This is a genomic window from Myroides sp. NP-2 (assembly GCF_014145665.1).
GTDB lineage: Bacteria > Bacteroidota > Bacteroidia > Flavobacteriales > Flavobacteriaceae > Flavobacterium.
Window position 1 is genome coordinate 52567 of sequence record NZ_JACHTD010000010.1, and the last position, 21657, is coordinate 74223.

Here is a 21657-nt window from a genome sequence, read left to right on the forward strand (position 1 = left end):
ACCCCTCGACAGGGGTTAGACCTTTTTTCTTATCTTTGAATTATGAGTCGATTCCTATCTTTTTTATTTCCACAATACACTTGGAAGAGAACTACTAGTGAAAAGGTAGTTTATCTGACATTTGATGATGGGCCTATTCCCGGTGTAACCGAATGGGTCTTGGATCTATTGAAGGAACAGCAGATCAAAGCAACATTTTTCTGCATTGGGGATAATATACGCAAACACCCTCATGTTTTTCAGCGCCTTCTAGCAGAAAAACATCAAGTAGGCAATCACACCTTTAATCACCTCAAGGGATGGAAAACCCCTTTGAAGGAGTATATTGCCAATTTTCACCAATGTCAACAAGAAATCGAAAAGCACCAAAAACCATTGGCTCAGTTATTCCGTCCTCCCTATGGGAAAATCAAAAAAGAACAAGGAAAATATATTGTAGATCAAGGGTATGAAGTAATTATGTGGTCGCTTATCACAAAAGATTACGAAGCGAAAATAAGTCCACAAGCTTGTCTAAACCGCACCCTTAAGCGAGTTAAACCAGGTAGTATTATTGTCTTTCACGATAGTATAAAAGCAGAAAAAAACATGAAGTACACCCTTCCCTTATTGATTAAACACCTAAAAGAAAAGGGATACTCTTTTGCTCTTTTATAAGGTGGTCGTGACACTAAGTAAAGCTTCGGCTTCCATTAGTCCACTTTGTCTCCAAATCATTGCTCCATTTTTGTACAACAACATGGTAGGTACCTTTTTGATACGCAATGCTTCTATTAATTCACTATTCTTAGCTACATCAATCTTAACAATACGCAACTTATCCCCCATAGCAGCTGCAATTTCATAGATAACAGCATCCATGGTTGTACAAGCATCATTCCACTGCGCATAGAAAAAAACTAATACCGGCACATCTGCTGTTACTAAATCTCCGAATTTTGACATAAACCTCTCAATTAATGATTTTACTTCTTCTTTAACAACTTATTATTACAAAAATATTACATTTTAGTAGAATAAACTATTTTTTCTTCCTCAATTCAAGAACGGTAATTTCTGGCCAAATACCAGTACGTCCTTGATAGGCGTGATAGCCAAAACCGCGGTTTACGTAAATCATTTTACCTAACTTTTCATATACTCCTGCCCATTGCTTATAGACGTATTGGATGGGGCTCCATTTGATAAATCCCGGTATTTCAATACCGAACTGACTACCATGTGTATGCCCAGACAAGGTTAGCTGAAACTGCTGTGGATGATCTAACACCTTTGCCTCCCAATGCGATGGATCATGCGTCATCAACACTTTAAAATCTTCAGGACGAACCCCTTTCGTCGCTAGATCCAAATCGCCATATTTCATAAAATGCGCACGTGCTCCCCAATTTTCTACGCCAACTACAACCAAACTATCCTCTCCTTTTTGCAAGCGAACATGTTCATTGCGCAACAGCTTAAAACCAATGGCAGGACTCAAATCGCAAATTGCTTCAAAATTGCGAATGCGCTCCTCGTCTGTCTCCCATTTGATATACTCGCCATAATCGTGATTCCCTAAAATAGAAAAATTGCCATAAGGATGCTGCTCAATCTTTTTGAAAACATCCAACCAAGGCATCATTTCGCTGGCCAAACTATTGACCAAATCTCCTGTGAATAACAACAAATCCGATTGCTGTTGATTCACTAAATCAATGGCATATTCTAATTGTTCTCGGTTGTCAAAACTACCCGAATGAATATCGGAAAGTTGAGTAATGGTAAATCCATCAAAGGCCTCTGGCAAATCTTCAAAAGTCAAAATGTGTTTGTGCACCTGAAATTTATATCGCCCTAAGGTAATTCCGTGCAGAACAGACAGGAATGGAAGAGCGGCAATACCCAGCGCCAATTGCGTAACAAACTTTCTCCTCTCTGGAAGGAATCTATCTTTTTGTTTGATTTTTTCTCTTTTAAAATAGTGAGCCATACCGCGAAGTACGCGAACAAAATCTTCCAAAAGCAACAAAATCGAAATCAATACTTTAGGAAGATAAAATAGGATAACCATAGCGGCAGCCAACATGGATTGATGATTTTGACCCGAAGATCGATCAAAACGAGAAAATCCATACGCGATATACGCAATAATTAAAGCAGAGCAAATAAGGTAAAGCCAGCGAAAAAATCGACGGTCAGTTACCTGCTTTACAGCTTGGAAGGTATAAAATTCAACAAGGAGTAATACAGGTAATAAGAAGGCTAAATTCAACATAGTAAAAGCTATAAGTAACAAAGTTAGTTTTTTGTCTAACGTATCAAAATATCTTTAACAAAGATTAATAGCTTCCTAGGTGAAATGGACAATTTTAGGTGGTGTAGGATAACAAAACACGAGCAACAACAAATAAACACCTAGATCATTATCTATCACTATTGGCAAAAAACTATAATATCGCAACATTTTCACGACCTACTTTATCGGTACCCCTTATAGGCAATCGTCCTTGTTTTACTGTATACGTTATATTAGTTTATTAGGCTTATTCTGATTCATCCACTCAAATGAAACCTTTTTTCTTCTCATATAAACGTACCTACAAAAAAAGCATAAGAAAAAAAGCTGCTCTTGTTGTGAAAATTTGGTTGGATTTGGAGTTCTTCTCGCTTAGAAAAACAAAATCACTATCTTTGAAATTAATTCAATACTAAAATAAAAACCATCATTCAATGGCTCAACAAAAACGTCTTTTTTTACTAGATGCCTATGCCTTAATCTTTAGGGGATACTATGCACTTATTAAAAACCCAAGAGTAAACTCAAAAGGATTAGATACTTCAGCGATATTGGGGTTCATGAATTCACTTTTAGATGTCATTAAAAGAGAAAATCCCGATCATTTAGCAGTTGCCTTTGACAATGGTGGAAGTAAAGATCGTTTGGCGATATTTCCTGAATACAAAGCCAATCGAGATGTAACACCCGAAGCGATTAAAATTGCGGTTCCCTATATCAAGGAAATTCTAAAAGCTATGCATATCCCAATCATTGAGGTAGCAGGATTTGAGGCTGATGACCTAATTGGAACCATTTCCAAACAAGCGGAGAAGGAAGACTTCAAAGTATTCATGGTAACACCTGATAAGGACTACGCCCAATTAGTTTCCGACAATATTGTGATGTACCGTCCTGCTCGTATGGGCAATGGTATTGAAATTTGGGATGTTGAGAAGGTAAAAGAGAAATTTGAAGTGGACCACCCAGAACAAGTCATTGACTTTTTGGGGATGATGGGAGATGCAGTAGACAATATTCCGGGATTACCTGGAGTAGGTGAGAAAACGGCAAAAAAATTCATCAAAGAATACGGTTCGATGGAAAATCTTTTGGCGAATACCCATGAGCTAAAAGGAAAAATGAAAGAAAACATTGAGGCGAACAAAGAGAAAGGGCTTCTTTCGAAGCAATTAGCCACAATTATACTCGATTGTCCGGTTGAGTTTAACGCGGATAACTACATTTTAGAGCAACCCGATGTTGAAAAGACGGATGCTCTTTTTATAGAGTTGGAATTCAGAAGAATGAAAGAACAATTCGATAAGATTTTCGCTTCAAAAAGCGCCTCAGAAGCTCCTACTTCGACAGTAGCAGCCAATTCAGAAGAGCAGTTGGACTTATTTGGCACTGCTGGCGGTTCATCCACAGCCTTGCCTTTTGAAACCTTAGAAACGAAGAAACACATGTATCAACTAGCACAATCGCCTATGGCTATTCGCTTGTTGGCTCAGCAATTAATGCAACAAAAAAGCGTGTGTTTTGATACAGAAACAACAGGATTAGATCCGCTAACTGCCGAATTAGTAGGTATTTCCTTCTCCTTTGAAAAAGGTACTGCTTTTTACGTTCCCCTTTCAGCCAATAAAGACGAAGTGCTAGAAACACTCGCTCACTTCAAACCTTTCTTTGAATCGGAAACCATTGAGAAAATCGGTCAGAATTTAAAATACGACATCAAAGTTTTAAAACAATACGGTATTCAAGTCAACCATCCGTTGTTTGACACTATGATTGCGCATTATTTGATCAACCCTGATATGCGTCACAACATGGATGTATTGGCGGAAACGTATTTGAAATACACGCCACAACCTATTGAAGCCCTGTTGGGTAAAAAAGGGAAGAATCAAAAAACCATGCGCGAAATTGAGGTAGAACTCGTTAAGGAATACGCAGGAGAAGATGCAGATATCACCTTCCAACTCAAACAAGAGTTTCTTCCACAACTAGAAGCAACCGCTACACTTGACTTATTTAAAAACATCGAGATTCCCCTCGTGTCTGTCCTTGCAGATATGGAAAATGAGGGAATTCGCTTAGACGTGGAATTCTTACAGTCACTATCGAGCACCTTAGACAGCGATATCAAACAATTAGAGCAAGCGATATACGAAACAGCGGGAGAGACTTTTAATTTGGCTTCTCCCAAACAGTTAGGGGATATCTTATTTGAGAAATTGCAAATAGGAGGCGCTAAACCCAAAAAGACCAAAACAGGTCAATATGCTACAGGAGAAGAAATTTTAAGTGAATTAGCCCCTAAGCATCAGATTGTAGCCGATATTTTAAATTGGCGTCAATTGATTAAGCTTCAGAATACCTATGTAGATGCATTGCCGAAACAAATCAATTCGTCAACTAACCGCATTCACACCGAATACATGCAAGCGGTAGCTGCTACAGGGCGTCTGAGTTCGAATAACCCCAACTTACAGAATATCCCTATCCGCACAGAACGCGGCCGTTTAGTGCGCAAAGCCTTTGTCGCTCGTGATGAGAATTACGTCTTACTGGCCGCGGATTACTCTCAAATTGAATTGCGCATTATCGCAGCACTGAGTGAAGAACCCAACATGATTGAATCCTTCAAAAAAGGAGAAGACATTCACCGCTCTACAGCGGCACGTGTTTTCAACGTCCCTTTAGAAGAAGTAACAAAGGAACAAAGAAGTCACGCCAAAACAGTAAACTTTGGTATTATCTATGGTGTGTCTGCCTTTGGATTGAGCAATCAGACGAATTTATCACGTGCGGAAAGCAAAGAGCTGATTGACACCTATTATGAAACCTATCCGAAATTAAAAGATTATATCGCACAGCAAATCGAATTTGCGAGAGAATACGGCTATGTACAAACCATTTTAGGTCGAAGACGCTATTTGAAAGACATTCATTCCCAAAACGCAGTCGTTCGTAGTGCGGCCGAGCGAAATGCCGTAAATGCACCAATACAGGGAAGTGCCGCAGATATCATTAAGATTGCGATGATCCGCATCCACAAGCGATTGGTTGAAGAACAATGGCAATCAAAAATGTTGTTGCAAGTACACGATGAGTTGGTGTTTGATGCACACAAAGCAGAACTAGAAGCGTTAAAAACCATGGTCAAACAAGAAATGGAAAACGCCTTTACCTTAGCTGTTCCCCTTGTTGTTGATTTAGGAACAGGAGAGAACTGGCTTCAAGCACACTAGTTTTAAACCATGGAACCACTGGGAGATAAAGCCATTATGATACTAAAAAGGAAGAGGTTGTCTGCTTAGACAACCTCTTCCTTTTTAGAGAAATGAGTGATTAAAAACAAGTGAATAGTTTTTTTAGCCCTTTGTTGTTCAGAGATAAACCTACCCATCAACCTCAGCGAAACTAACCCAAACAAGGAGGGAGTTGGCCTATACCTCAAAATCAAACACCAATAATTATCTACCACTCCCCTCTCAAAAAAACTCGTACTTTTGTACTCCAATACATTGACTACATGAAAAAAGCAATAGGAAAATTGATGTTAGCCATCACGGGATGGAAACTAGTGGTTCACGATGAATCCTTTAAGCAGGAGAAGAAGAGTATACTTATTTGTGTACCCCACACCACCAATTGGGATTTTTACTACAGTTTGGCTTGTTTTTGGGTGTTGGGTATGCCTTTTAAAATCTTCATCAAAGACTATTACACTAAATCGTGGTTTGGTTTTTTCTTCAAGGCAATAGGGTGTATAGGTGTAGACCGTACAAAAAGTCAGAACTTGGTAGACTATGCCGTTCAAATCATCGAGGAAGCAGATGAAATTGCCTTGATTAATACTCCCGAAGGAACGCGTTCTTTTTCCCCTAAATGGAAACAGGGGTTTTATCACATGGCTAGACAAACAAACATACCGATTGCCTTGTGCTATGCGGATTACAAGAAGAAGCAATGTGGCATCATGAAATTGATAAAAGTAGGCGATAAATCCTTTGAAGAGCTACTTGACGAGATTGCGCCCTACTACAGTCCAGAAATGGCAAAATATCCTGAAAATTACAATCCAAAGTTGTATTAAACAAAGAACTTGGAATCGAAACACTCTCATTATGAGTAATTTTGGATAGATACTGATTTATCCTGACACAAAATCAGTAATTATGAACAATTTGTGTACGAATACCTCCACCCTTTTTTCGGGGAAAATAGTACGCAAAAAAACTTTGGTTTTTTATTCAAACAAATTACAACTCAGTCATTTAATAGCAAATAAAAGCAAAAAACAGTCTATTGAATTTGTATAATAAAAGAAATTATGTAATTTTGCACTCCCTTAATTGGGAATGGAATGTTTAATTAAATACAAAATTATTGTGGAAAGTTTAAGCTACAAGACTGTATCAGCTAACAAAGCAACTGTTCAAAAAGAATGGTTAGTTGTAGATGCTGAAGGCCAAAATTTGGGACGTCTTGCTTCTAAAGTGGCAACACTTTTAAGAGGTAAACACAAGACAAATTACACGCCGCACGTAGACTGTGGAGACAACGTAATCGTAATCAACGCAGAAAAAATCAACCTTACAGGGAACAAATTAGATGACAAGACTTACATCCGTCATACAGGTTACCCAGGAGGACAAAGATCTTTAACTGCTAAAGTAATGCAACAAAAAAACCCTGCATTATTAGTAGAGAAAGCAATCAAAGGGATGTTGCCTAAAAACAAATTAGGAGCACAATTATTCCGTAATTTAAATGTTAATGTAGGCGCTGAGCACAAACATGAGGCTCAACAACCTAAAGCCGTTAATTTAAACGAAATTAAGTAATGGGAGTTATTCACAAAATCGGTAGAAGAAAAACCGCTGTTGCTCGTGTTTATGTTTCAGAAGGAACAGGAAAGATCACAGTAAACAAAAAAGATTTTACAACTTATTTCCCTACTGGTACATTACAGTACAAAGTATTACAGCCTCTTACACTTACTGAGAACGCTGAGAACTTTGACGTAAAAGTAAATGTATACGGAGGAGGAACTACAGGACAAGCTGAGGCAGTGCGTATGGCAATTGCTAGAGCGATGTGCGAAATTGATGTTGAGAACAGAGCAATCTTAAAACCAGAAGGTTTATTAACGCGTGACCCACGTATGGTTGAGCGTAAGAAATTTGGTCAGAAGAAAGCTCGTAAGAGATTCCAATTCTCTAAACGTTAATATTTATTTATTATTAAAAAATCTAGGTTTTTGTTGCGCACTTGCATTTTTTGTAAGAAGTAGTTTAGCATCTAAATGGTTGAGACCGAGAAATCGCTACTGAATCATTGCTAAAGTAACAGAACGTAAACTATTAGAAAATGGCAAACAAAGTAGAAGTAAAAGAATTACTAGAAGCAGGTGTTCATTTTGGACACATGACTAGAAAGTGGGATCCAAACATGGCTCCTTATATCTATATGGAGCGTAATGGTATTCACATTATCAATCTATATAAAACTGCAGCTAAAATTGAAGAAGCAAATGAAGCTTTGAAAAAAATCGCTGCATCAGGAAGAAAAATCCTTTTCGTTGCTACAAAAAAGCAAGCGAAAGACATCGTAGCTGAAAAAGCAGCTGCGGCTAACATGCCATACATCACTGAAAGATGGCCAGGTGGTATGTTAACAAACTTCGTTACTATTCGTAAAGCTGTGAAAAAAATGGCTTCAATCGATAGAATGAAAAAAGACGGTACATTTATGACGCTTTCTAAGAAAGAGCGTTTACAAGTTGAGCGTCTTCGTGCAAAATTAGAGAAGAACTTAGGTTCTATTGCTGATATGACTCGTCTACCAGCTGCTCTTTTTGTTGTAGATATCAAAGCTGAACACATTGCGATTAAAGAAGCACAAAAATTAAACATTCCGATCTTCGCTATGGTGGATACGAACTCTGACCCACGTCAAGTTGACTACGTAATTCCAGCAAACGATGATGCTTCTAAATCAATCGATAAAATTTTATCTTTAGTGACTGCTGCTATTATCGAAGGTAATGCAGAAAGAAAATCTGAAAAAGAAGAAGCACCAGCTGTAAAAGCTGACGCTGAAGCTAAAGCATAATTTTTTAACAATATCATAAAGTCGTTATGCTGATAGATGTTTACCTTTGTATTCAACTGTCAATAACGACTTTTTTAATTTATTAACTCTTTAAAAGATTACTAAAATGGCAAATATTACTGCTGCAGACGTAAACAAGCTGAGACAACAAACAGGTGCCGGAATGATGGACTGTAAAAAAGCTTTAGTTGAAGCTGAAGGAGATTTCGATAAAGCAATCGAAGTTTTACGTAAAAAAGGACAAAAAGTTGCTGCTAACCGTTCTGACCGTGAGTCATCAGAAGGAGCTGCTGTAGCTTTTGTGAACGCTGACAAAACTAGAGGTGTTGTTATTACATTAAACTGTGAAACTGACTTCGTAGGTAAAAATGACGGGTTCCAAGCATTGGCAAAAGAATTAGCTGAAAAAGCAATCAACTTCAATACAAAAGAAGAATTCTTAGCTTCTCCATACAATGACACAATGACTATTGCTGACAAATGTATCGAGCAAACAGGAGTTATCGGTGAGAAAATCGAAATCGGTTCTTTCGAAATATTAGAAGGTGCTTTCATCGGTTCTTACGTTCACGGAAACAAAATCGCTGCAATCACTGCTTTATCTTCAGCAGTTGCTAAAGCAGAGGAAATTGCTAAAGACGTTTCTATGCAAGTTGCTTCAATGGGAGCTGAAACTTTATCTTACAAAGATTTTGACGCAGAATTCATCGCGAAAGAAACAGAAGCTCGTATTGCAGTTATTGTTAAAGAAAACGAAGAATTAGTACGTTTAGGTAAAACACTTAAAAATGTACCTCAATATATTTCTTACGCTCAACTTACTGAAGAAGTATTGAAACAAGCGGAAGAAGATGCTAAAGCTGAATTAAAAGCTGAAGGTAAACCTGAAAACATCTGGGATAGAATTTTACCTGGAAAAGTTGCTCGTTTCATCAGTGACAATACAACTTTAGACCAAGAGAAAGCATTATTAGACCAAAACTTCATCAAAGATGAATCTAAAAAGGTTTCTGATTATGTAAAAGCTTTTGGTGTTGAAATCACAGGATTCAAAAGAGCTTCACTAGGATAATATTTTTCCTAAAGACATTAAAATATCAAACCTCAAACGAAATGTTTGAGGTTTTTTTATTTATTTTCGTATTTTTAAAACAAAAAGATATGAAACTACTCAAGAACAGTTTATTATTACAAATTGTTATAGCTATTGCGCTAGGGACTTATTTAGGCGATATTCTCCCCTTGGGAATCAGCCGCATTTTTAGCACTTTCAATGCTATCTTTGGGAATTTTCTAAGCTTTTTTATTCCCTTAATCATCGTCGGATTAATTATTCCTGCGATTGGCAATATTGGCAAAGAAGCTGGTAAACTCTTAGTGCTAACTACAGCTTTGGCTTATGGCTCCACCCTATTAGCTGGTTTTAGCTCTTACGGGGTTTCTATAAGTATCTTTCCTCAGTTACTCAATACGCAATCCACAGCATTGGTCGTGAATACAGAAAAGGTACTCCTCCCTTACTTTTCAATCGAAATTCCACCTCTATTTGATGTAATGAGCGCCTTAATCTTAGCATTCATTATTGGGATTTGTATTTCTAAGGGGCCTTTCACGCATTTAAAGGGCGTTTTTAACGAGTTTCAGTCCATTATCACTACAGTAATCGAAAGGATTATTATCCCTTGCTTACCTCTCTTTATTTTCGGTGTGTTCTTAAACATGACCTACAGTGGGCAAGTATTTGCTGTACTGGAAACCTTCTTGAAAATTATTGGGGTCATTTTTGCCTTGCATATTGTCTTTTTAGTTTTTCAATATTGCGTGGCCGGAGCGGTGGTAAAAAAGAATCCTTTCCTCCTTATGAAACGCATGTTACCTGCCTATTTCACCGCTTTGGGTACTCAATCCTCTGCGGCTACAATTCCAGTCACTTTGGAGTCGACCTTAAACAATGGTGTCAATCCTAAAATTGCAGGTTTTGTTGTACCCCTCTGTGCTACTATACACTTGGCGGGAAGTACGCTAAAAATTGTTGCTTGTGCAATTGCCTTGCTTCTCATTCAAAATACACCGATCGATCCCTTGGCTATGATTGGTTTTATCTTTATGCTAGGCGTAACAATGATTGCCGCTCCCGGGGTTCCTGGCGGAGCCATTATGGCTGCTTTAGGTGTATTACAATCTATCTTGGGATTCAACCAAGAGCAGCAGACCTTGATGATCGCACTCTATGTTGCCATGGATAGCTTTGGAACCGCGTGTAATGTGATGGGAGACGGTGCAATCGCACTTATCGTAGACAAAATAGGTATGAAAACCAATGAGGTAGCTGTAGAAGCCTAATGCTCAAAAAATAAAACCTATAGATACAAAAAAAGTCAGAAGAAATCTTCTGACTTTTTTTGTATCTATCTATTGACAGCTTCTACTTAAATCATTTTAGTGTTTATTATCATCAGCTAATCAAACATAAAACACCCCAAAAACACAAAATACCTTTTGTTTACTTTACTTCTTTTCTTGCGCATATAGCGCATATTTTTTGGAAAATTTTTTGTAGTAATAACCATGGATTAGCCACATCAAAGGACCGTAAATTGTGATTCCTCCCAAGACCCAAACCCCAAAAGCAAAACCTAATCGAGCCCATGTAAAGGTGTAATTTGCCACAAAAAAATAAGTCAATACCTCAACAAACAAGAGCATGATCAAACCAAAAGCACTTCCATCTAAGAGACAGTATTTGAGGCATCCACTTTTCCTTCTGTTTTCCCAATCGGTCATAAATTTAAGCTCTGATCTTTTCATAAGTTGTTCATTTTTAGTCGAATTTAATATTTTTTTAAAAATAAACCAACATTTGCTTCCTATCAAATAATGCTTATATTTGCCTTCAACTTTAGGGGTGTCTACATCAGTAGGCTGAGATTTTACCCTTTGAACCTGATCTAGTTCATACTAGCGTAGGGAAAAGTAAGATGACTTCAATTGGTACTTGTCGTACCCTTTTGTAGCCACTCCTAAAGTTGTATCATAAACACAAAAGAGGAATGGAACTACAAATCAACAATCAAAAAATTCACTTTGAGCAAAAGTCGATCAGTATTCAGCTGTTGTTGGATCTGCATTGGCCCACACAACAGAAAGGCATTGCTGTTGCAGTAAACGACTGCGTTATTCCGAAATCGGATTGGTTCACACATCTACTAAGCGAAACGGATGATATTCTGATCATTACGGCGACGCAAGGCGGTTGATTCCATTAGTACTCTTCAATTTTAAACTAAAATTAAATCAACGTATGGAACAACACGAAAAAATCTCACAAACGCCTTTTCCCAATTCAAAAAAAATATATGTGGAGGGAAGCTTATTTCCCATTCGCGTGGCGATGCGCGAAATCACTTTGCATCCAACGAAACTCAGCACGGGAGCCACAGAGGAAAACCCAGCGGTAACAGTATATGACACTTCTGGTGCGTATACGGACGAAAACCAAAACATCAATATCAAAAAGGGATTACCGCGTTTGCGTGAATCATGGATTATCAATAGAGGCGATGTTGTTGTTTTAGATCAACTAACCTCAGCATATGGGCAAAAAAGAGCAGAGGATCCCTCATTAGCACACTTGCGTTTTGAATTTACCCACAAGCCCAAAGTAGCGCAACCTGGCAAAAATGTCACACAATTGCACTATGCTAAACAGGGAATAATAACTCCTGAAATGGAATATGTAGCGATACGCGAAAATCAGCGTTTAGAGCAGTTGGAGAACGTATCGCCATCCTTAAAACAGCAACACCAAGGGCAAAGTTTTGGAGCTAATACACCTAAAAACGTTATAACACCAGAGTTTGTACGAGCAGAAATTGCAGCAGGGAGAGCGATTATTCCCAACAATATCAATCATCCGGAGAGTGAGCCGATGATTATTGGGCGAAATTTTTTGGTAAAAATCAATGCGAACATAGGCAATAGTGCGGTTACCTCAACCATTGAGGAAGAAGTAGAGAAAGCGGTTTGGGCGTGTCGCTGGGGTGCAGATACGATTATGGATCTATCAACAGGAAAAAACATACACGAAACACGCGAATGGATTATTCGCAATTCGCCTGTACCAATTGGTACGGTTCCCATTTATCAAGCCTTAGAAAAAGTCAAGGGTGTTGCCGAAGACCTCACTTGGGAGATATTTAGAGATACGCTAATCGAACAAGCTGAGCAAGGTGTTTCCTATTTTACCATACACGCAGGGGTACTTTTGCGCTACATCCACCTTACGGCCCAACGCGTTACGGGTATTGTATCTCGCGGAGGGTCTATTATGGCCAAATGGTGCTTGTATCACCACCAAGAAAACTTCCTATACACTCACTTTGAAGAAGTCTGCGAGATTATGAAGCAGTACGACATTGCCTTTTCACTAGGGGATGGTTTACGACCAGGATCTATTGCCGATGCGAATGACGCAGCTCAATTTGCAGAGCTAGAAACATTAGGTGAATTGACCAAAATTGCGTGGAAACACGATGTTCAGGTCATGATCGAAGGACCAGGACACGTACCCATGCACCTGATCAAAGAAAATATGGAAAAACAATTGCGCGATTGTGGCGAGGCCCCTTTCTATACTTTAGGCCCTTTGACCACAGATATAGCACCGGGATACGATCATATTACATCCGCGATTGGCGCAGCGATGATTGGATGGTATGGCACGGCTATGCTGTGCTATGTAACCCCGAAAGAACACTTGGGATTACCCAACAAAAAAGACGTGAAAGACGGCGTGATCACATACAAACTAGCAGCACATGCCGCCGATCTAGCCAAAGGGCATCCCGGCGCACAATATCGAGACAACGCCTTGAGTAAAGCGCGTTTTGAATTCCGTTGGGAAGATCAATTCAATTTGTCGTTAGATCCCGATACTGCAAGAGAATTTCACGATGAAACCCTCCCAGCAGACGCCGCTAAAGTGGCACACTTTTGTTCCATGTGTGGACCGAAGTTCTGTTCGATGAAAATTTCACAGGAAATTCGAGATACTGCAAATCAAGGAATGAAGGAAATGGCAGAGGAATTTATCAAATCAGGTAAAGAGATTTATTTGTAAGATGGTTGTCATTACTCCCCCCGATATACATCCCAAAGAGATAAGCCTCGCCAATGAAATGCTGGCGAGGGGCTTACCTCTTTTGCACCTACGCAAGCCAAAATGGACGTTTGAAAACGTGCAAAAATGGGTGGAAAAGATAAGTTATCAACATAGACAACGACTAGTTATTCACATTCCTACCCTTGTTATGAACAATAAAGTGGAAGTTTTTAAACAATACACTCAACTTATCAACACAATAAAGGCTGATTATACCCACTTATCAACAATAAATTGTTCATTTGTTAATAAGTTAGGTAATCAACTGCCCTATTTATCAACAAGTGTTCATAACTCTAGCGAATACCAAAAGTTATCAACACAGCATAGACGCGTGTTTTTGAGTCCGGTGTTTTCGAGTATATCAAAAAAGAGCTATCACCCCACAGTGAATTGGCAGCAAGAAATACAACAATGGTCCTTTCCGTGGATTCATACTGTTGCTTTGGGTGGTGTAACCCCTACCCGACTTTCTGCCGTCCGCGCGATGGGTTTTAATGACTTTGCGATACTCGGTTCGATTTGGCAAGCCGATGATCCCCTTAAACAATTTGATTTATGTTACCGACAAGACCAATTGCTTTTTCGATAGCGGGATTTGATCCCTGTGCAGGTGCGGGTTTACTAGCCGATTGCAAAACATTTGAAGCAAATCAAGTATACGGCATTGGCATTCTCACGGCCAATACGATTCAAACGGAAGATAGCTTCACGGCTCTTCATTGGGAAGAAGGCGACACTGTACGCCAACAATTGGAGGTTCTCCTGCAGCGTTATTCCCCAAGGGTGATCAAAATTGGAATTGTCCAATCTGGGGAAGAGCTCTTGACTTATCTCGAGTTGATTCAGCGCTATGCTCCAACTGCATTTGTTGTATGGGACCCCGTATTGCGCTCGAGTACCCACTTTGACTTGACATCACCCATAGAAGAGAACATGCTGTGGGCGATTTTAGAACAAATCGATTTAATCACCCCCAATTACCCGGAAATAGACCTATTAGTAACGGGCACAGCTCCCCCAATAGCAAAGGCCAAATACTTGAGTACTGCTTGTGCTGTTCTTTTAAAAGGTGGACATCACCCCCATTTAAAGGGGCAGGATCAATTGTTTACCGCCACAGCCCACCACGTCTTTTATCCTCAAAAGATCTATAACACGACCAAACACGGGACAGGGTGCATATTATCGTCGGCAATTGCCAGCTACGTCGCCCTGGACTACCCTTTATTTTCGGCTATTGCAAAAGCCAAACAATACATCGAAAAAACAATAGGATCCACTTCAACTTTACTTGCATATCATGTTTAATCCCATTCAATATATCAGTCAAGGTGATACCCCACAAGAACAATTGTATCACATCGAATCTGTTTTAGACGCTGGTCAAAAATGGATTCAATTTCGCTTTAAGAATACGCTTTCTTCTATTCGTTGGAGCACTGCGGAACAGGTCAAATACCTATGCGAAAAATACCAAGCTACTTTAATTATCAACGACCATTCCGATTTAGCGCGTGCTATTGATGCTGATGGCGTTCACTTGGGCTTAGAAGATCAATCCATAGCAGAAGCGCGAATGATCATGCCTAATAAGATTATTGGCGGTACGGCCAATACCTTGCAGGATGTCCAACAGCATATATTGGCTGGATGCTCTTACATAGGCTTAGGTCCATTGCGCTATACTTCAGCCAAGCAAAATTTAAGTCCTTTGTTGGGGTATGAGGGATATCGCGTCATCCTTTCTGCATTGACAGAGCAGGAGAAGAAGACACCAATTGTAGCCATAGGTGGTATCACCCTGCAAGATATTTCTCCTTTGCAAAACCTAGGGTTATCGGGAATTGCTGTTTCGAGTTTATTCCATCAAAATAAACAACCTCAACAAATTACACAACAACTAAAAGCTTACTTTTTATGACAGACTTACAACTAGGCGACTACAGCTTTCACTCCCGCTTATTTTTAGGAACGGGCAAATACGGTTCACCAGCAATAATGGAAGCGGCTACTTTAGCCAGTGGCACAGAATTCGTTACACTTGCCTTAAAGCGATTGGACTTAGCCCAAGAGAACGATCAACTCCTTGCTCACCTTAACCATCCTCATTTGCGTTTACTTCCTAATACATCGGGAGCGAGAACTGCGAAAGAGGCTGTTCTCGCCGCCCAATTAGCTCGTGAAGCGCTAGGGACAAATTGGGTAAAAGTAGAAATACACCCCGATCCGAAGTATTTACTTCCCGATCCTATTGAAACCTTACTTGCAACGGAAGCCTTAGCTAAACAAGGTTTTTTTGTTTTGCCATACATTCATGCGGATCCTGTATTGTGTAAGCGATTAGAAGAGGCAGGCACAACTGCTGTTATGCCACTAGGTGCCCCCATTGGAACCAACAAGGGATTGCGAACACAAGATTTTTTAGAAATTATCATTGAAAGCAGTCGAGTGCCCGTGATTGTAGATGCTGGTATTGGTGCGCCTTCTGATGCAGCAAAAGCGATGGAACTTGGTGCTGATGCAGTATTAGTTAACACTGCCATTGCCGTTGCAGGAGACCCTGTACAGATGGCAAAAGCCTTTCAACAAGCAGTTATTGCAGGTCGTATGGCGTATGAAGCTAGATTAGGTATCGTACAGCATCACGCGCATGCATCTAGTCCATTAACCTCATTTTTGTACGAATAATCATGAGCTTTTACGAAATATACAAAGACTATGTATGGGAAGAGGTGCGTCAGCAAATTGAAGCCACTACCCCGAGTGATGTTGCCCGTAGTTTAGCCAAGTCCAAACGAGACATTCGCGATTTTATCCACCTTATATCTCCTGCTGCTCGACCTTTTTTGGAAGAAATGGCGCAATTGAGTCAACAGTTGACTCATAAGCGTTTTGGCAAAACCATTCAACTTTATACCCCTATGTATTTGAGCAATGAATGCCACAATATCTGTACCTATTGCGGGTTTAGCATGGACAATAAAATTAGACGCAAAACCCTTGCACCTCCAGAAATTAAACAAGAAATACAGTTACTCAAGAGCCAAGGCTATGACCATATTCTATTAGTAACAGGAGAAGCGAACCACACGGTGCATATGCCGTATTTTGAAGATGCGATTAAACAAATACGCCCCCATTTCTCCACCATCTCAATTGAGGTACAACCATTGGAAGAAAAGGATTATATCGCATTAGCCCAACTGGGCGTCTATGCTGTTTTGGTTTATCAAGAGACGTATCATGAAGCAGTGTACAAACGCTATCATCCCAAGGGGAAAAAATCTAATTTCCGCTATCGTTTAGAGACTGCAGATCGCATTGGCCAAGCAGGAATACACAAAATAGGTTTGGGCGTATTGTTGGGATTAGAAGATTGGAGGGTAGATAGTTTTTTTACGGCTTTACACCTGGATTATTTACAAAAGAAATATTGGAAGACAAAATACGCTATTTCCTTTCCGCGTTTACGTCCAGCAGAGGGGAATGTAGAGCCTAATTTCATTATGGAAGACATTGACTTACTTCAACTCATGTTTGCCTACCGCATTTGGAATGAAGATGTTGAGTTATCTATTTCAACACGTGAGAGTGAACATTTCCGCAATCACGTCATTGGTTTAGGAGTCACTTCGATGAGTGCAGGTTCCAAAACTAATCCTGGGGGGTACAGTGTAGATCAAGAGTCACTAGCTCAATTTGAAATTTGTGACAATCGCTCAACAGAAGTAATTCATCGTCTCATTCAATCCAAGGGATACGAACCCGTTTGGACTGATTGGCACGCGAGTTTTGCTAACTATTTATTGCAATAATTATGTTAGAAGTACACGATTTTATGCGTTACAGTCGACCCATGAATATCACAGCGGTCGGCGTTGAAGGGCAACTAAAGATTAAAGAGGCTCGAGTATTGGTCATTGGAGCTGGAGGATTGGGTTCGCCTATCCTCACCTATTTAGCTGCATCTGGAGTTGGACAGTTGGGGGTTGTTGATTTTGATCGCGTAGAGATTCACAATTTACACCGTCAAATAGTATTCACAGAAGGGGATATTGGCCAATGTAAGGCGACAATTGCAGCCCAGCGCTTGTCACAGCTAAACCCACATATTTGTATACGTTCACATAGCCAAAAACTTACAGAGGCCAATGTGCTACAGCTAGTAGAACACTATGATTACGTGGTGGATGGGACGGATAATTTTGCCACTAGATACTTGGTTAACGATGCTTGTGTACAATTAGGCAAGCCCTTAATTTACGGTACGATATTGGGTTTCCAAGGGCAGCTAGCGGTTTTTAATCACAAGCAATCTAAAGACTTACGAGCCATTTTCCCTGAGATGCCAGATCCGAAAGATGTACCAAATTGCAGTTTAAACGGCGTACTGGGCACATTTCCAGGAATCATCGGCACCATGATGGCACAAGAAACCCTGAAAGTGATTGTAGATGCACAACCTCTACACAATCAATTGCTGTTGATTGACACGTTGAATTGGAATCTTCGAGTGTTGACCTTTTAACACTCGAAGATCTTTTACTTCTTATTGAGATAGTCCATATATTCAGTTCTAGGCATTTCCTTTGCTCCTAATAGGGCGAGATGAGGGTTGTACACTTGACAATCCAACAAGTAATAGCTTTCTTCCTTTAACTTTTGAATCAGGTGATGAAAGGCCACTTTACTAGCGTTGGAGACTAAGGAAAACATGCTTTCTCCACAGAAAACACGACCTAAATCAATGCCGTATAGTCCACCGACTAAGCTTCCATTTTGCCAAACTTCTACCGATTTTGCCCACCCTTTTTGGTGTAGTTCACAATAGGCTTCGAGCATATCATCGGTAATCCACGTACCGTTTTGTCCCTGTCTCTTTACCCTTTGACAATGCTGGATTACAGCTCTAAAATTGGTATTAAAAGTGACCTGAAACATTCCTCTATTCAGGATATTTCGCATACTTTTAGAGGGTTTAAATGCAGAAGGTATCACGACCATCCGCGGATCAGGTGCCCACCAGGTAATGGGTTCCCCATCTTCAAACCACGGAAATACACCCCGTTGATAGGCATGGATAAGCCAATCGGAGGTCAATGCTCCGCCAATAGCTAAAATACCCGATGGATGCGTTTTTTCCACTGACGGAAAACGCAAAATAGTTGGGTCAAGAATTGTTATCATAAAAAAAAATCCCTAATCTCAACGACTAGGGACTATATTAATTAAAATGGTAAATCATCGTGATCCTCTTCCGTGAACGACGGAGCAGGAGGAAATTGTTGCGTTTGTGGCGCCTGAGGTGTTTGTTGAGCAAACTGATTTGGCGCTGCTTGATTTGCTTGGTAGTTTTGATTAAAACCACCAGCTTGTTGAGCTGGTTGTCCCATATTCGGTTGCTGCATGTATTGGTTTTGCGCTGGTTGTCCCATTGCTTGTGCAGGCTGATTTCTGTCAATTCTCCACCCTTGAATAGTGTTGAAATAACGCACTTCTCCTTGAGGGGAAGTCCATTCTCTACCTCTTAAATTAATAGACACTCGTACTGGCTCTCCCACTTGAAAACTATCCAATAAGTTTACTTTATCTTGAATAAACTCAACTAGGATATCTTGTGGATATTGTTCTTCTGTAGTAACTACAAGTTCTCTTTTTCTAAAGCTTGCGCTAATATCTTGTGGTTGCCCAATCACTTTAATTCTTCCTATTATTTCCATTATATCTTTTTTTTCCTGATTGTTTACTTTGCTACTATCATTTTCCAAGCCAAAGGTACATTATTTTCCTCTAAATACTTTTTAGCTTGATTAAATTTCTTTTCCAAATCACCCGATGCTACGATTTGTTGTGCTTGCGGATTCTGATCTAAAAAGGCTTGTACTTCTTCCGCTGTAGGAAGATGCTCAACATTGCCTAACATCCCCAAGTCGTTACCTGAAAAAATACCACTGTCAATAACCTCTTGAGGGATCACATCAACACCTAATCCCAACGTAGTCAATGGTTTTTCTACTTCAAACATACCTGCATTTGCACGGCTATACCAATTTCCACCCATGCGAGAAACTAGGTCGATTTTATGTTGGTCAATACCTCCTTTTTCATTCAACACAGCTTCGTCAATATGCATCTTAACCACTTCACATATCACCAAATTTCCTGCACCTCCTTCTGTTCCTAACCCAATTACTTCATTTACGATACACTCAAATTGAACAGGGCTTTCTTTGACGCGGAATGGGCGAACTTCCTCTGACTCAATCATTGTAAATCCAGCTTTTACAAACTCATTGATCCCATCTTTGTACTCTGTACTCGACAGTGATGTTTGCTGTACCATATCGTAGTTTACCACATTAATAACCACTTGCATGGTTGCTTGTACATTAAACAAAGTGTGTTTACACGTATTGTCACGCACTCTTCTCGAAGGGGAGAAAACTAAAATTGGTGGGTTTGCACTAAATAGATTGAAAAAGCTAAAAGGCGATAAGTTTGGTTTTCCATCAGCATCAACTGTACTGGCTAAGGCGATAGGTCGTGGTCCCACGGATCCTTGTAAGTATCCTTGTAATTCAACAGTTGAAATGTCTTTTGGGTTTATTGTTTTCATTTTGTTTCTTCTTTTTGGTAGATGAGTAAAGGTAGTAAAAGCAGATCGAACCACAAAAAAACACGGTGGACAAACACACTTTTAATTGCGCTCTTTTAACTTTGCAAGCGATTCCGATACTTCAAGTGTCCGCTATGTAGGTAAGACTGCAATCCTCACTAATATCACAGCAAAAAATAACGATTCCCTATATCAATTGATCCGTTTTCCCGTTTAATAGAGGGGAAATAAGGGGAAACAAATGGAGGAAAACACCTAATGTCCACCTAGATTCGCGTTTATTTCTCTATCTTTAACCTTCAAAATCAACAATTATCTTGACAATCAAAAGGGAAATTATTCGTTGGGTATTAATCGCTACAGCTTTTGTGGTTCTCTTGCTTATTTTGTGGAATACGTATTCTTTTTTTCAGACGTATAAAGAAGAAGAACGCATCAAAATGGAAATTTGGGCAACGGCATCCAATACGCTGAACGAGGCAAATCCTTCTGACACCAATTTAGAGCTTCCATTATTGATTCTTACCAATAATACGACGATCCCCATCATTCAAACGAATGAGCGCGATAGTATCTTGGCGATGGTCAATGTACCACTAAAAGTGCAACAGGATGAACAGGAGGCTTTGCTGTTCTTGCGCAAACTCAAAAATGAAAATACCCCCATTGAGGTAGAGGTAGGAAAGAAAAAGCAGTATTTGTATTACGGCAATTCCTCTTTGTTACTCAAATTAAAATACTATCCATTGGCGTTAATATTGATTTTCATTTTCTTTACGGTATTGATCATTATTTTTTATCGCAGCAATAAGATTGCGGCGCAAAATCGACTTTGGACAGGGATGGCTAAGGAAACGGCTCATCAAATTGGCACGCCATTGTCCTCTTTATTGGGTTGGATTGAGATCATGAAATTAGAGGAAATTAATCCGTCAATCATTGAGGAAATTGACAAGGATGTCAAGCGATTACAAACAATTGCAGACCGCTTTTCAAAGATCGGTTCCAAACCTCAATTAACACCTGTTGATATCATTGCAGAGACGCATAAGACCTATGCGTATTTTCAACAGCGCTCATCTAAACAAATTACATTTGAGTTTACGGCACCCGATTGCGGTATATTAGTTTCTCTCAACCCAGAATTACACAGCTGGACCATTGAAAACTTAATCAAAAATGCCATAGATGCGACAAAGGGTAAAGGAAAAATATCCGTTCTAATCACAGAAACGGGGCAATTTCTTCAGTTGTACATTTCAGATACGGGAAGTGGAATTCCCAAGAACAAATTTGAAAAGATATTCGAACCCGGGTATACCTCTAAAAAACGCGGTTGGGGCTTGGGTCTCTCACTCTCGCGTAGAATTGTAGAAGAATATCAAAATGGGAAGATCAAAGTTCATCAATCTGAACTTGGAAAGGGAACAACGTTTAGTATAACCTATAAAAAAGTTCAGCTGTAACAAGGAATGATTAACGACAATGTAGGAC

At 39.6% G+C, this 21657-nt stretch carries 23 protein-coding genes and 1 riboswitch; of the genes, 17 read left to right on the plus strand and 6 right to left on the minus strand.

Going from position 1 to position 21657, the window contains the following annotated elements:
- Nucleotides 1–42 precede the first annotated feature (42 nt).
- Entirely contained in the window at nt 43–657 is a 615-nt protein-coding gene (locus tag H4K35_RS10780; protein ID WP_182627832.1) for a polysaccharide deacetylase family protein, read from the plus strand.
- On the opposite strand, the gene H4K35_RS10785 is transcribed toward H4K35_RS10780, so the two are convergent.
- Nucleotides 652–945: a co-chaperone YbbN gene (locus tag H4K35_RS10785; RefSeq protein WP_182627834.1), complete on the minus strand. Its 294-nt coding sequence runs from the start codon at nt 943–945 to the stop codon at nt 652–654. The two genes, H4K35_RS10780 and H4K35_RS10785, sit on opposite strands and share 6 nt — an antisense overlap.
- A 76-nt stretch (nt 946–1021) precedes the next feature.
- Entirely contained in the window at nt 1022–2257 is a 1236-nt protein-coding gene (locus H4K35_RS10790) for a metallophosphoesterase (RefSeq protein ID WP_182627836.1), read from the minus strand.
- Nucleotides 2258–2712: 455 nt separating this feature from the next.
- Between H4K35_RS10790 and polA the strand changes: the two genes are divergently transcribed.
- The 7 genes from polA to H4K35_RS10825 all read left to right on the plus strand — a co-directional run bounded on the left by polA (nt 2713) and on the right by H4K35_RS10825 (nt 10726).
- Nucleotides 2713–5514: a DNA polymerase I gene (gene polA, locus H4K35_RS10795; RefSeq protein WP_182627838.1), complete on the plus strand. Its 2802-nt coding sequence runs from the start codon at nt 2713–2715 to the stop codon at nt 5512–5514.
- A 284-nt stretch (nt 5515–5798) separates the two neighbouring features.
- The gene (locus H4K35_RS10800; protein ID WP_182627840.1) at nt 5799–6362 is read left to right on the plus strand and encodes a 1-acyl-sn-glycerol-3-phosphate acyltransferase; all 564 of its coding nucleotides are present in this window, start codon (nt 5799–5801) and stop codon (nt 6360–6362) included.
- Between the two features lie 295 nt (nt 6363–6657).
- A complete protein-coding gene (gene rplM, locus H4K35_RS10805) occupies nt 6658–7113 on the plus strand; it encodes a 50S ribosomal protein L13 (protein WP_182627842.1) in 456 nt (151 codons plus the stop codon).
- Nucleotides 7113–7499, plus strand: coding sequence for a 30S ribosomal protein S9 (gene rpsI, locus H4K35_RS10810; RefSeq protein WP_182627844.1), 387 nt, complete (start codon nt 7113–7115; stop codon nt 7497–7499). Before rplM ends, rpsI begins: the two co-directional genes overlap by 1 nt.
- 140 nt (nt 7500–7639) lie before the next feature.
- Entirely contained in the window at nt 7640–8383 is a 744-nt protein-coding gene (rpsB, locus tag H4K35_RS10815; RefSeq protein WP_002987799.1) for a 30S ribosomal protein S2, read from the plus strand.
- Nucleotides 8384–8489: 106 nt separating this feature from the next.
- On the plus strand, nt 8490–9455 hold the full coding sequence (tsf, locus tag H4K35_RS10820) for a translation elongation factor Ts (protein ID WP_182627846.1): 966 nt from the start codon (nt 8490–8492) through the stop codon (nt 9453–9455).
- Nucleotides 9456–9544: 89 nt separating this feature from the next.
- Nucleotides 9545–10726 carry a dicarboxylate/amino acid:cation symporter gene (locus H4K35_RS10825; protein ID WP_182627848.1) on the plus strand — a complete coding sequence of 394 codons (1182 nt, stop codon included), beginning with the start codon at nt 9545–9547 and terminating at the stop codon, nt 10724–10726.
- Between the two features lie 165 nt (nt 10727–10891).
- Here the strand turns inward: H4K35_RS10825 and H4K35_RS10830 are convergent, their stop codons facing one another.
- Entirely contained in the window at nt 10892–11191 is a 300-nt protein-coding gene (locus tag H4K35_RS10830) for a hypothetical protein (protein WP_182627850.1), read from the minus strand.
- Between the two features lie 83 nt (nt 11192–11274).
- Nucleotides 11275–11370: riboswitch (TPP riboswitch) on the plus strand.
- 63 nt (nt 11371–11433) lie between these two features.
- On the opposite strand from H4K35_RS10830, the gene thiS reads away from it, so the two are divergent.
- The 8 genes from thiS to H4K35_RS10870 are packed head-to-tail and all read left to right on the plus strand — an operon-like array spanning nt 11434 to nt 18075.
- Nucleotides 11434–11640 carry a sulfur carrier protein ThiS gene (gene thiS, locus H4K35_RS10835; protein ID WP_182627852.1) on the plus strand — a complete coding sequence of 69 codons (207 nt, stop codon included), beginning with the start codon at nt 11434–11436 and terminating at the stop codon, nt 11638–11640.
- A 44-nt stretch (nt 11641–11684) separates the two neighbouring features.
- Nucleotides 11685–13502, plus strand: a complete 1818-nt coding sequence (gene thiC, locus H4K35_RS10840) for a phosphomethylpyrimidine synthase ThiC (RefSeq protein WP_182627854.1) — start codon at nt 11685–11687, stop codon at nt 13500–13502.
- A gap of 1 nt (nt 13503) precedes the next feature.
- On the plus strand, nt 13504–14136 hold the full coding sequence (locus H4K35_RS10845; RefSeq protein WP_182627857.1) for a thiamine phosphate synthase: 633 nt from the start codon (nt 13504–13506) through the stop codon (nt 14134–14136).
- Nucleotides 14103–14855, plus strand: coding sequence for a hydroxymethylpyrimidine/phosphomethylpyrimidine kinase (locus H4K35_RS10850; RefSeq protein WP_182627859.1), 753 nt, complete (start codon nt 14103–14105; stop codon nt 14853–14855). The genes H4K35_RS10845 and H4K35_RS10850 overlap by 34 nt, the downstream gene beginning before the upstream one ends.
- The gene (gene thiE / locus H4K35_RS10855; protein ID WP_182627860.1) at nt 14848–15468 is read left to right on the plus strand and encodes a thiamine phosphate synthase; all 621 of its coding nucleotides are present in this window, start codon (nt 14848–14850) and stop codon (nt 15466–15468) included. The genes H4K35_RS10850 and thiE overlap by 8 nt, the downstream gene beginning before the upstream one ends.
- Nucleotides 15465–16235 (plus strand): thiazole synthase, encoded by a 771-nt coding sequence (locus H4K35_RS10860; RefSeq protein WP_182627862.1) that lies wholly within the window; start codon nt 15465–15467, stop codon nt 16233–16235. The genes thiE and H4K35_RS10860 overlap by 4 nt, the downstream gene beginning before the upstream one ends.
- 2 nt (nt 16236–16237) lie before the next feature.
- Nucleotides 16238–17362, plus strand: a complete 1125-nt coding sequence (thiH, locus tag H4K35_RS10865; RefSeq protein ID WP_182627864.1) for a 2-iminoacetate synthase ThiH — start codon at nt 16238–16240, stop codon at nt 17360–17362.
- A 2-nt stretch (nt 17363–17364) separates the two neighbouring features.
- The gene (locus tag H4K35_RS10870) at nt 17365–18075 is read left to right on the plus strand and encodes a HesA/MoeB/ThiF family protein (RefSeq protein WP_182627866.1); all 711 of its coding nucleotides are present in this window, start codon (nt 17365–17367) and stop codon (nt 18073–18075) included.
- A 14-nt stretch (nt 18076–18089) separates the two neighbouring features.
- On the opposite strand, the gene aat is transcribed toward H4K35_RS10870, so the two are convergent.
- The 3 genes from aat to H4K35_RS10885 are packed head-to-tail and all read right to left on the minus strand — an operon-like array spanning nt 18090 to nt 20163.
- Nucleotides 18090–18734 (minus strand): leucyl/phenylalanyl-tRNA--protein transferase, encoded by a 645-nt coding sequence (aat, locus tag H4K35_RS10875; RefSeq protein WP_182627868.1) that lies wholly within the window; start codon nt 18732–18734, stop codon nt 18090–18092.
- Nucleotides 18735–18775: 41 nt separating this feature from the next.
- Entirely contained in the window at nt 18776–19267 is a 492-nt protein-coding gene (locus H4K35_RS10880; protein ID WP_182627870.1) for a DUF3127 domain-containing protein, read from the minus strand.
- Between the two features lie 23 nt (nt 19268–19290).
- Entirely contained in the window at nt 19291–20163 is an 873-nt protein-coding gene (locus tag H4K35_RS10885; protein WP_182627871.1) for a flavin reductase family protein, read from the minus strand.
- 317 nt (nt 20164–20480) lie between these two features.
- Between H4K35_RS10885 and H4K35_RS10890 the strand changes: the two genes are divergently transcribed.
- Nucleotides 20481–21629 (plus strand): HAMP domain-containing sensor histidine kinase, encoded by a 1149-nt coding sequence (locus H4K35_RS10890; RefSeq protein WP_182627873.1) that lies wholly within the window; start codon nt 20481–20483, stop codon nt 21627–21629.
- The last annotated feature ends 28 nt before the right edge of the window (nt 21630–21657 follow it).

Bases quoted from the DNA above. Each gene is read 5' to 3' on its own strand.
- H4K35_RS10780 (WP_182627832.1), top strand. From the start codon at position 43: ATGAGTCGATTCCTATCTTTTTTATTTCCACAATACACTTGGAAGAGA.
- H4K35_RS10785 (WP_182627834.1), bottom strand. From the start codon at position 945: ATGTCAAAATTCGGAGATTTAGTAACAGCAGATGTGCCGGTATTAGTT.
- H4K35_RS10790 (WP_182627836.1), bottom strand. From the start codon at position 2,257: ATGTTGAATTTAGCCTTCTTATTACCTGTATTACTCCTTGTTGAATTT.
- polA (WP_182627838.1), top strand. From the start codon at position 2,713: ATGGCTCAACAAAAACGTCTTTTTTTACTAGATGCCTATGCCTTAATC.
- H4K35_RS10800 (WP_182627840.1), top strand. From the start codon at position 5,799: ATGAAAAAAGCAATAGGAAAATTGATGTTAGCCATCACGGGATGGAAA.
- rpsI (WP_182627844.1), top strand. From the start codon at position 7,113: ATGGGAGTTATTCACAAAATCGGTAGAAGAAAAACCGCTGTTGCTCGT.
- rpsB (WP_002987799.1), top strand. From the start codon at position 7,640: ATGGCAAACAAAGTAGAAGTAAAAGAATTACTAGAAGCAGGTGTTCAT.
- tsf (WP_182627846.1), top strand. From the start codon at position 8,490: ATGGCAAATATTACTGCTGCAGACGTAAACAAGCTGAGACAACAAACA.
- H4K35_RS10825 (WP_182627848.1), top strand. From the start codon at position 9,545: ATGAAACTACTCAAGAACAGTTTATTATTACAAATTGTTATAGCTATT.
- H4K35_RS10830 (WP_182627850.1), bottom strand. From the start codon at position 11,191: ATGAAAAGATCAGAGCTTAAATTTATGACCGATTGGGAAAACAGAAGG.
- thiS (WP_182627852.1), top strand. From the start codon at position 11,434: ATGGAACTACAAATCAACAATCAAAAAATTCACTTTGAGCAAAAGTCG.
- thiC (WP_182627854.1), top strand. From the start codon at position 11,685: ATGGAACAACACGAAAAAATCTCACAAACGCCTTTTCCCAATTCAAAA.
- H4K35_RS10845 (WP_182627857.1), top strand. From the start codon at position 13,504: ATGGTTGTCATTACTCCCCCCGATATACATCCCAAAGAGATAAGCCTC.
- H4K35_RS10850 (WP_182627859.1), top strand. From the start codon at position 14,103: ATGTTACCGACAAGACCAATTGCTTTTTCGATAGCGGGATTTGATCCC.
- thiE (WP_182627860.1), top strand. From the start codon at position 14,848: ATGTTTAATCCCATTCAATATATCAGTCAAGGTGATACCCCACAAGAA.
- H4K35_RS10860 (WP_182627862.1), top strand. From the start codon at position 15,465: ATGACAGACTTACAACTAGGCGACTACAGCTTTCACTCCCGCTTATTT.
- thiH (WP_182627864.1), top strand. From the start codon at position 16,238: ATGAGCTTTTACGAAATATACAAAGACTATGTATGGGAAGAGGTGCGT.
- H4K35_RS10870 (WP_182627866.1), top strand. From the start codon at position 17,365: ATGTTAGAAGTACACGATTTTATGCGTTACAGTCGACCCATGAATATC.
- aat (WP_182627868.1), bottom strand. From the start codon at position 18,734: ATGATAACAATTCTTGACCCAACTATTTTGCGTTTTCCGTCAGTGGAA.
- H4K35_RS10880 (WP_182627870.1), bottom strand. From the start codon at position 19,267: ATGGAAATAATAGGAAGAATTAAAGTGATTGGGCAACCACAAGATATT.
- H4K35_RS10885 (WP_182627871.1), bottom strand. From the start codon at position 20,163: ATGAAAACAATAAACCCAAAAGACATTTCAACTGTTGAATTACAAGGA.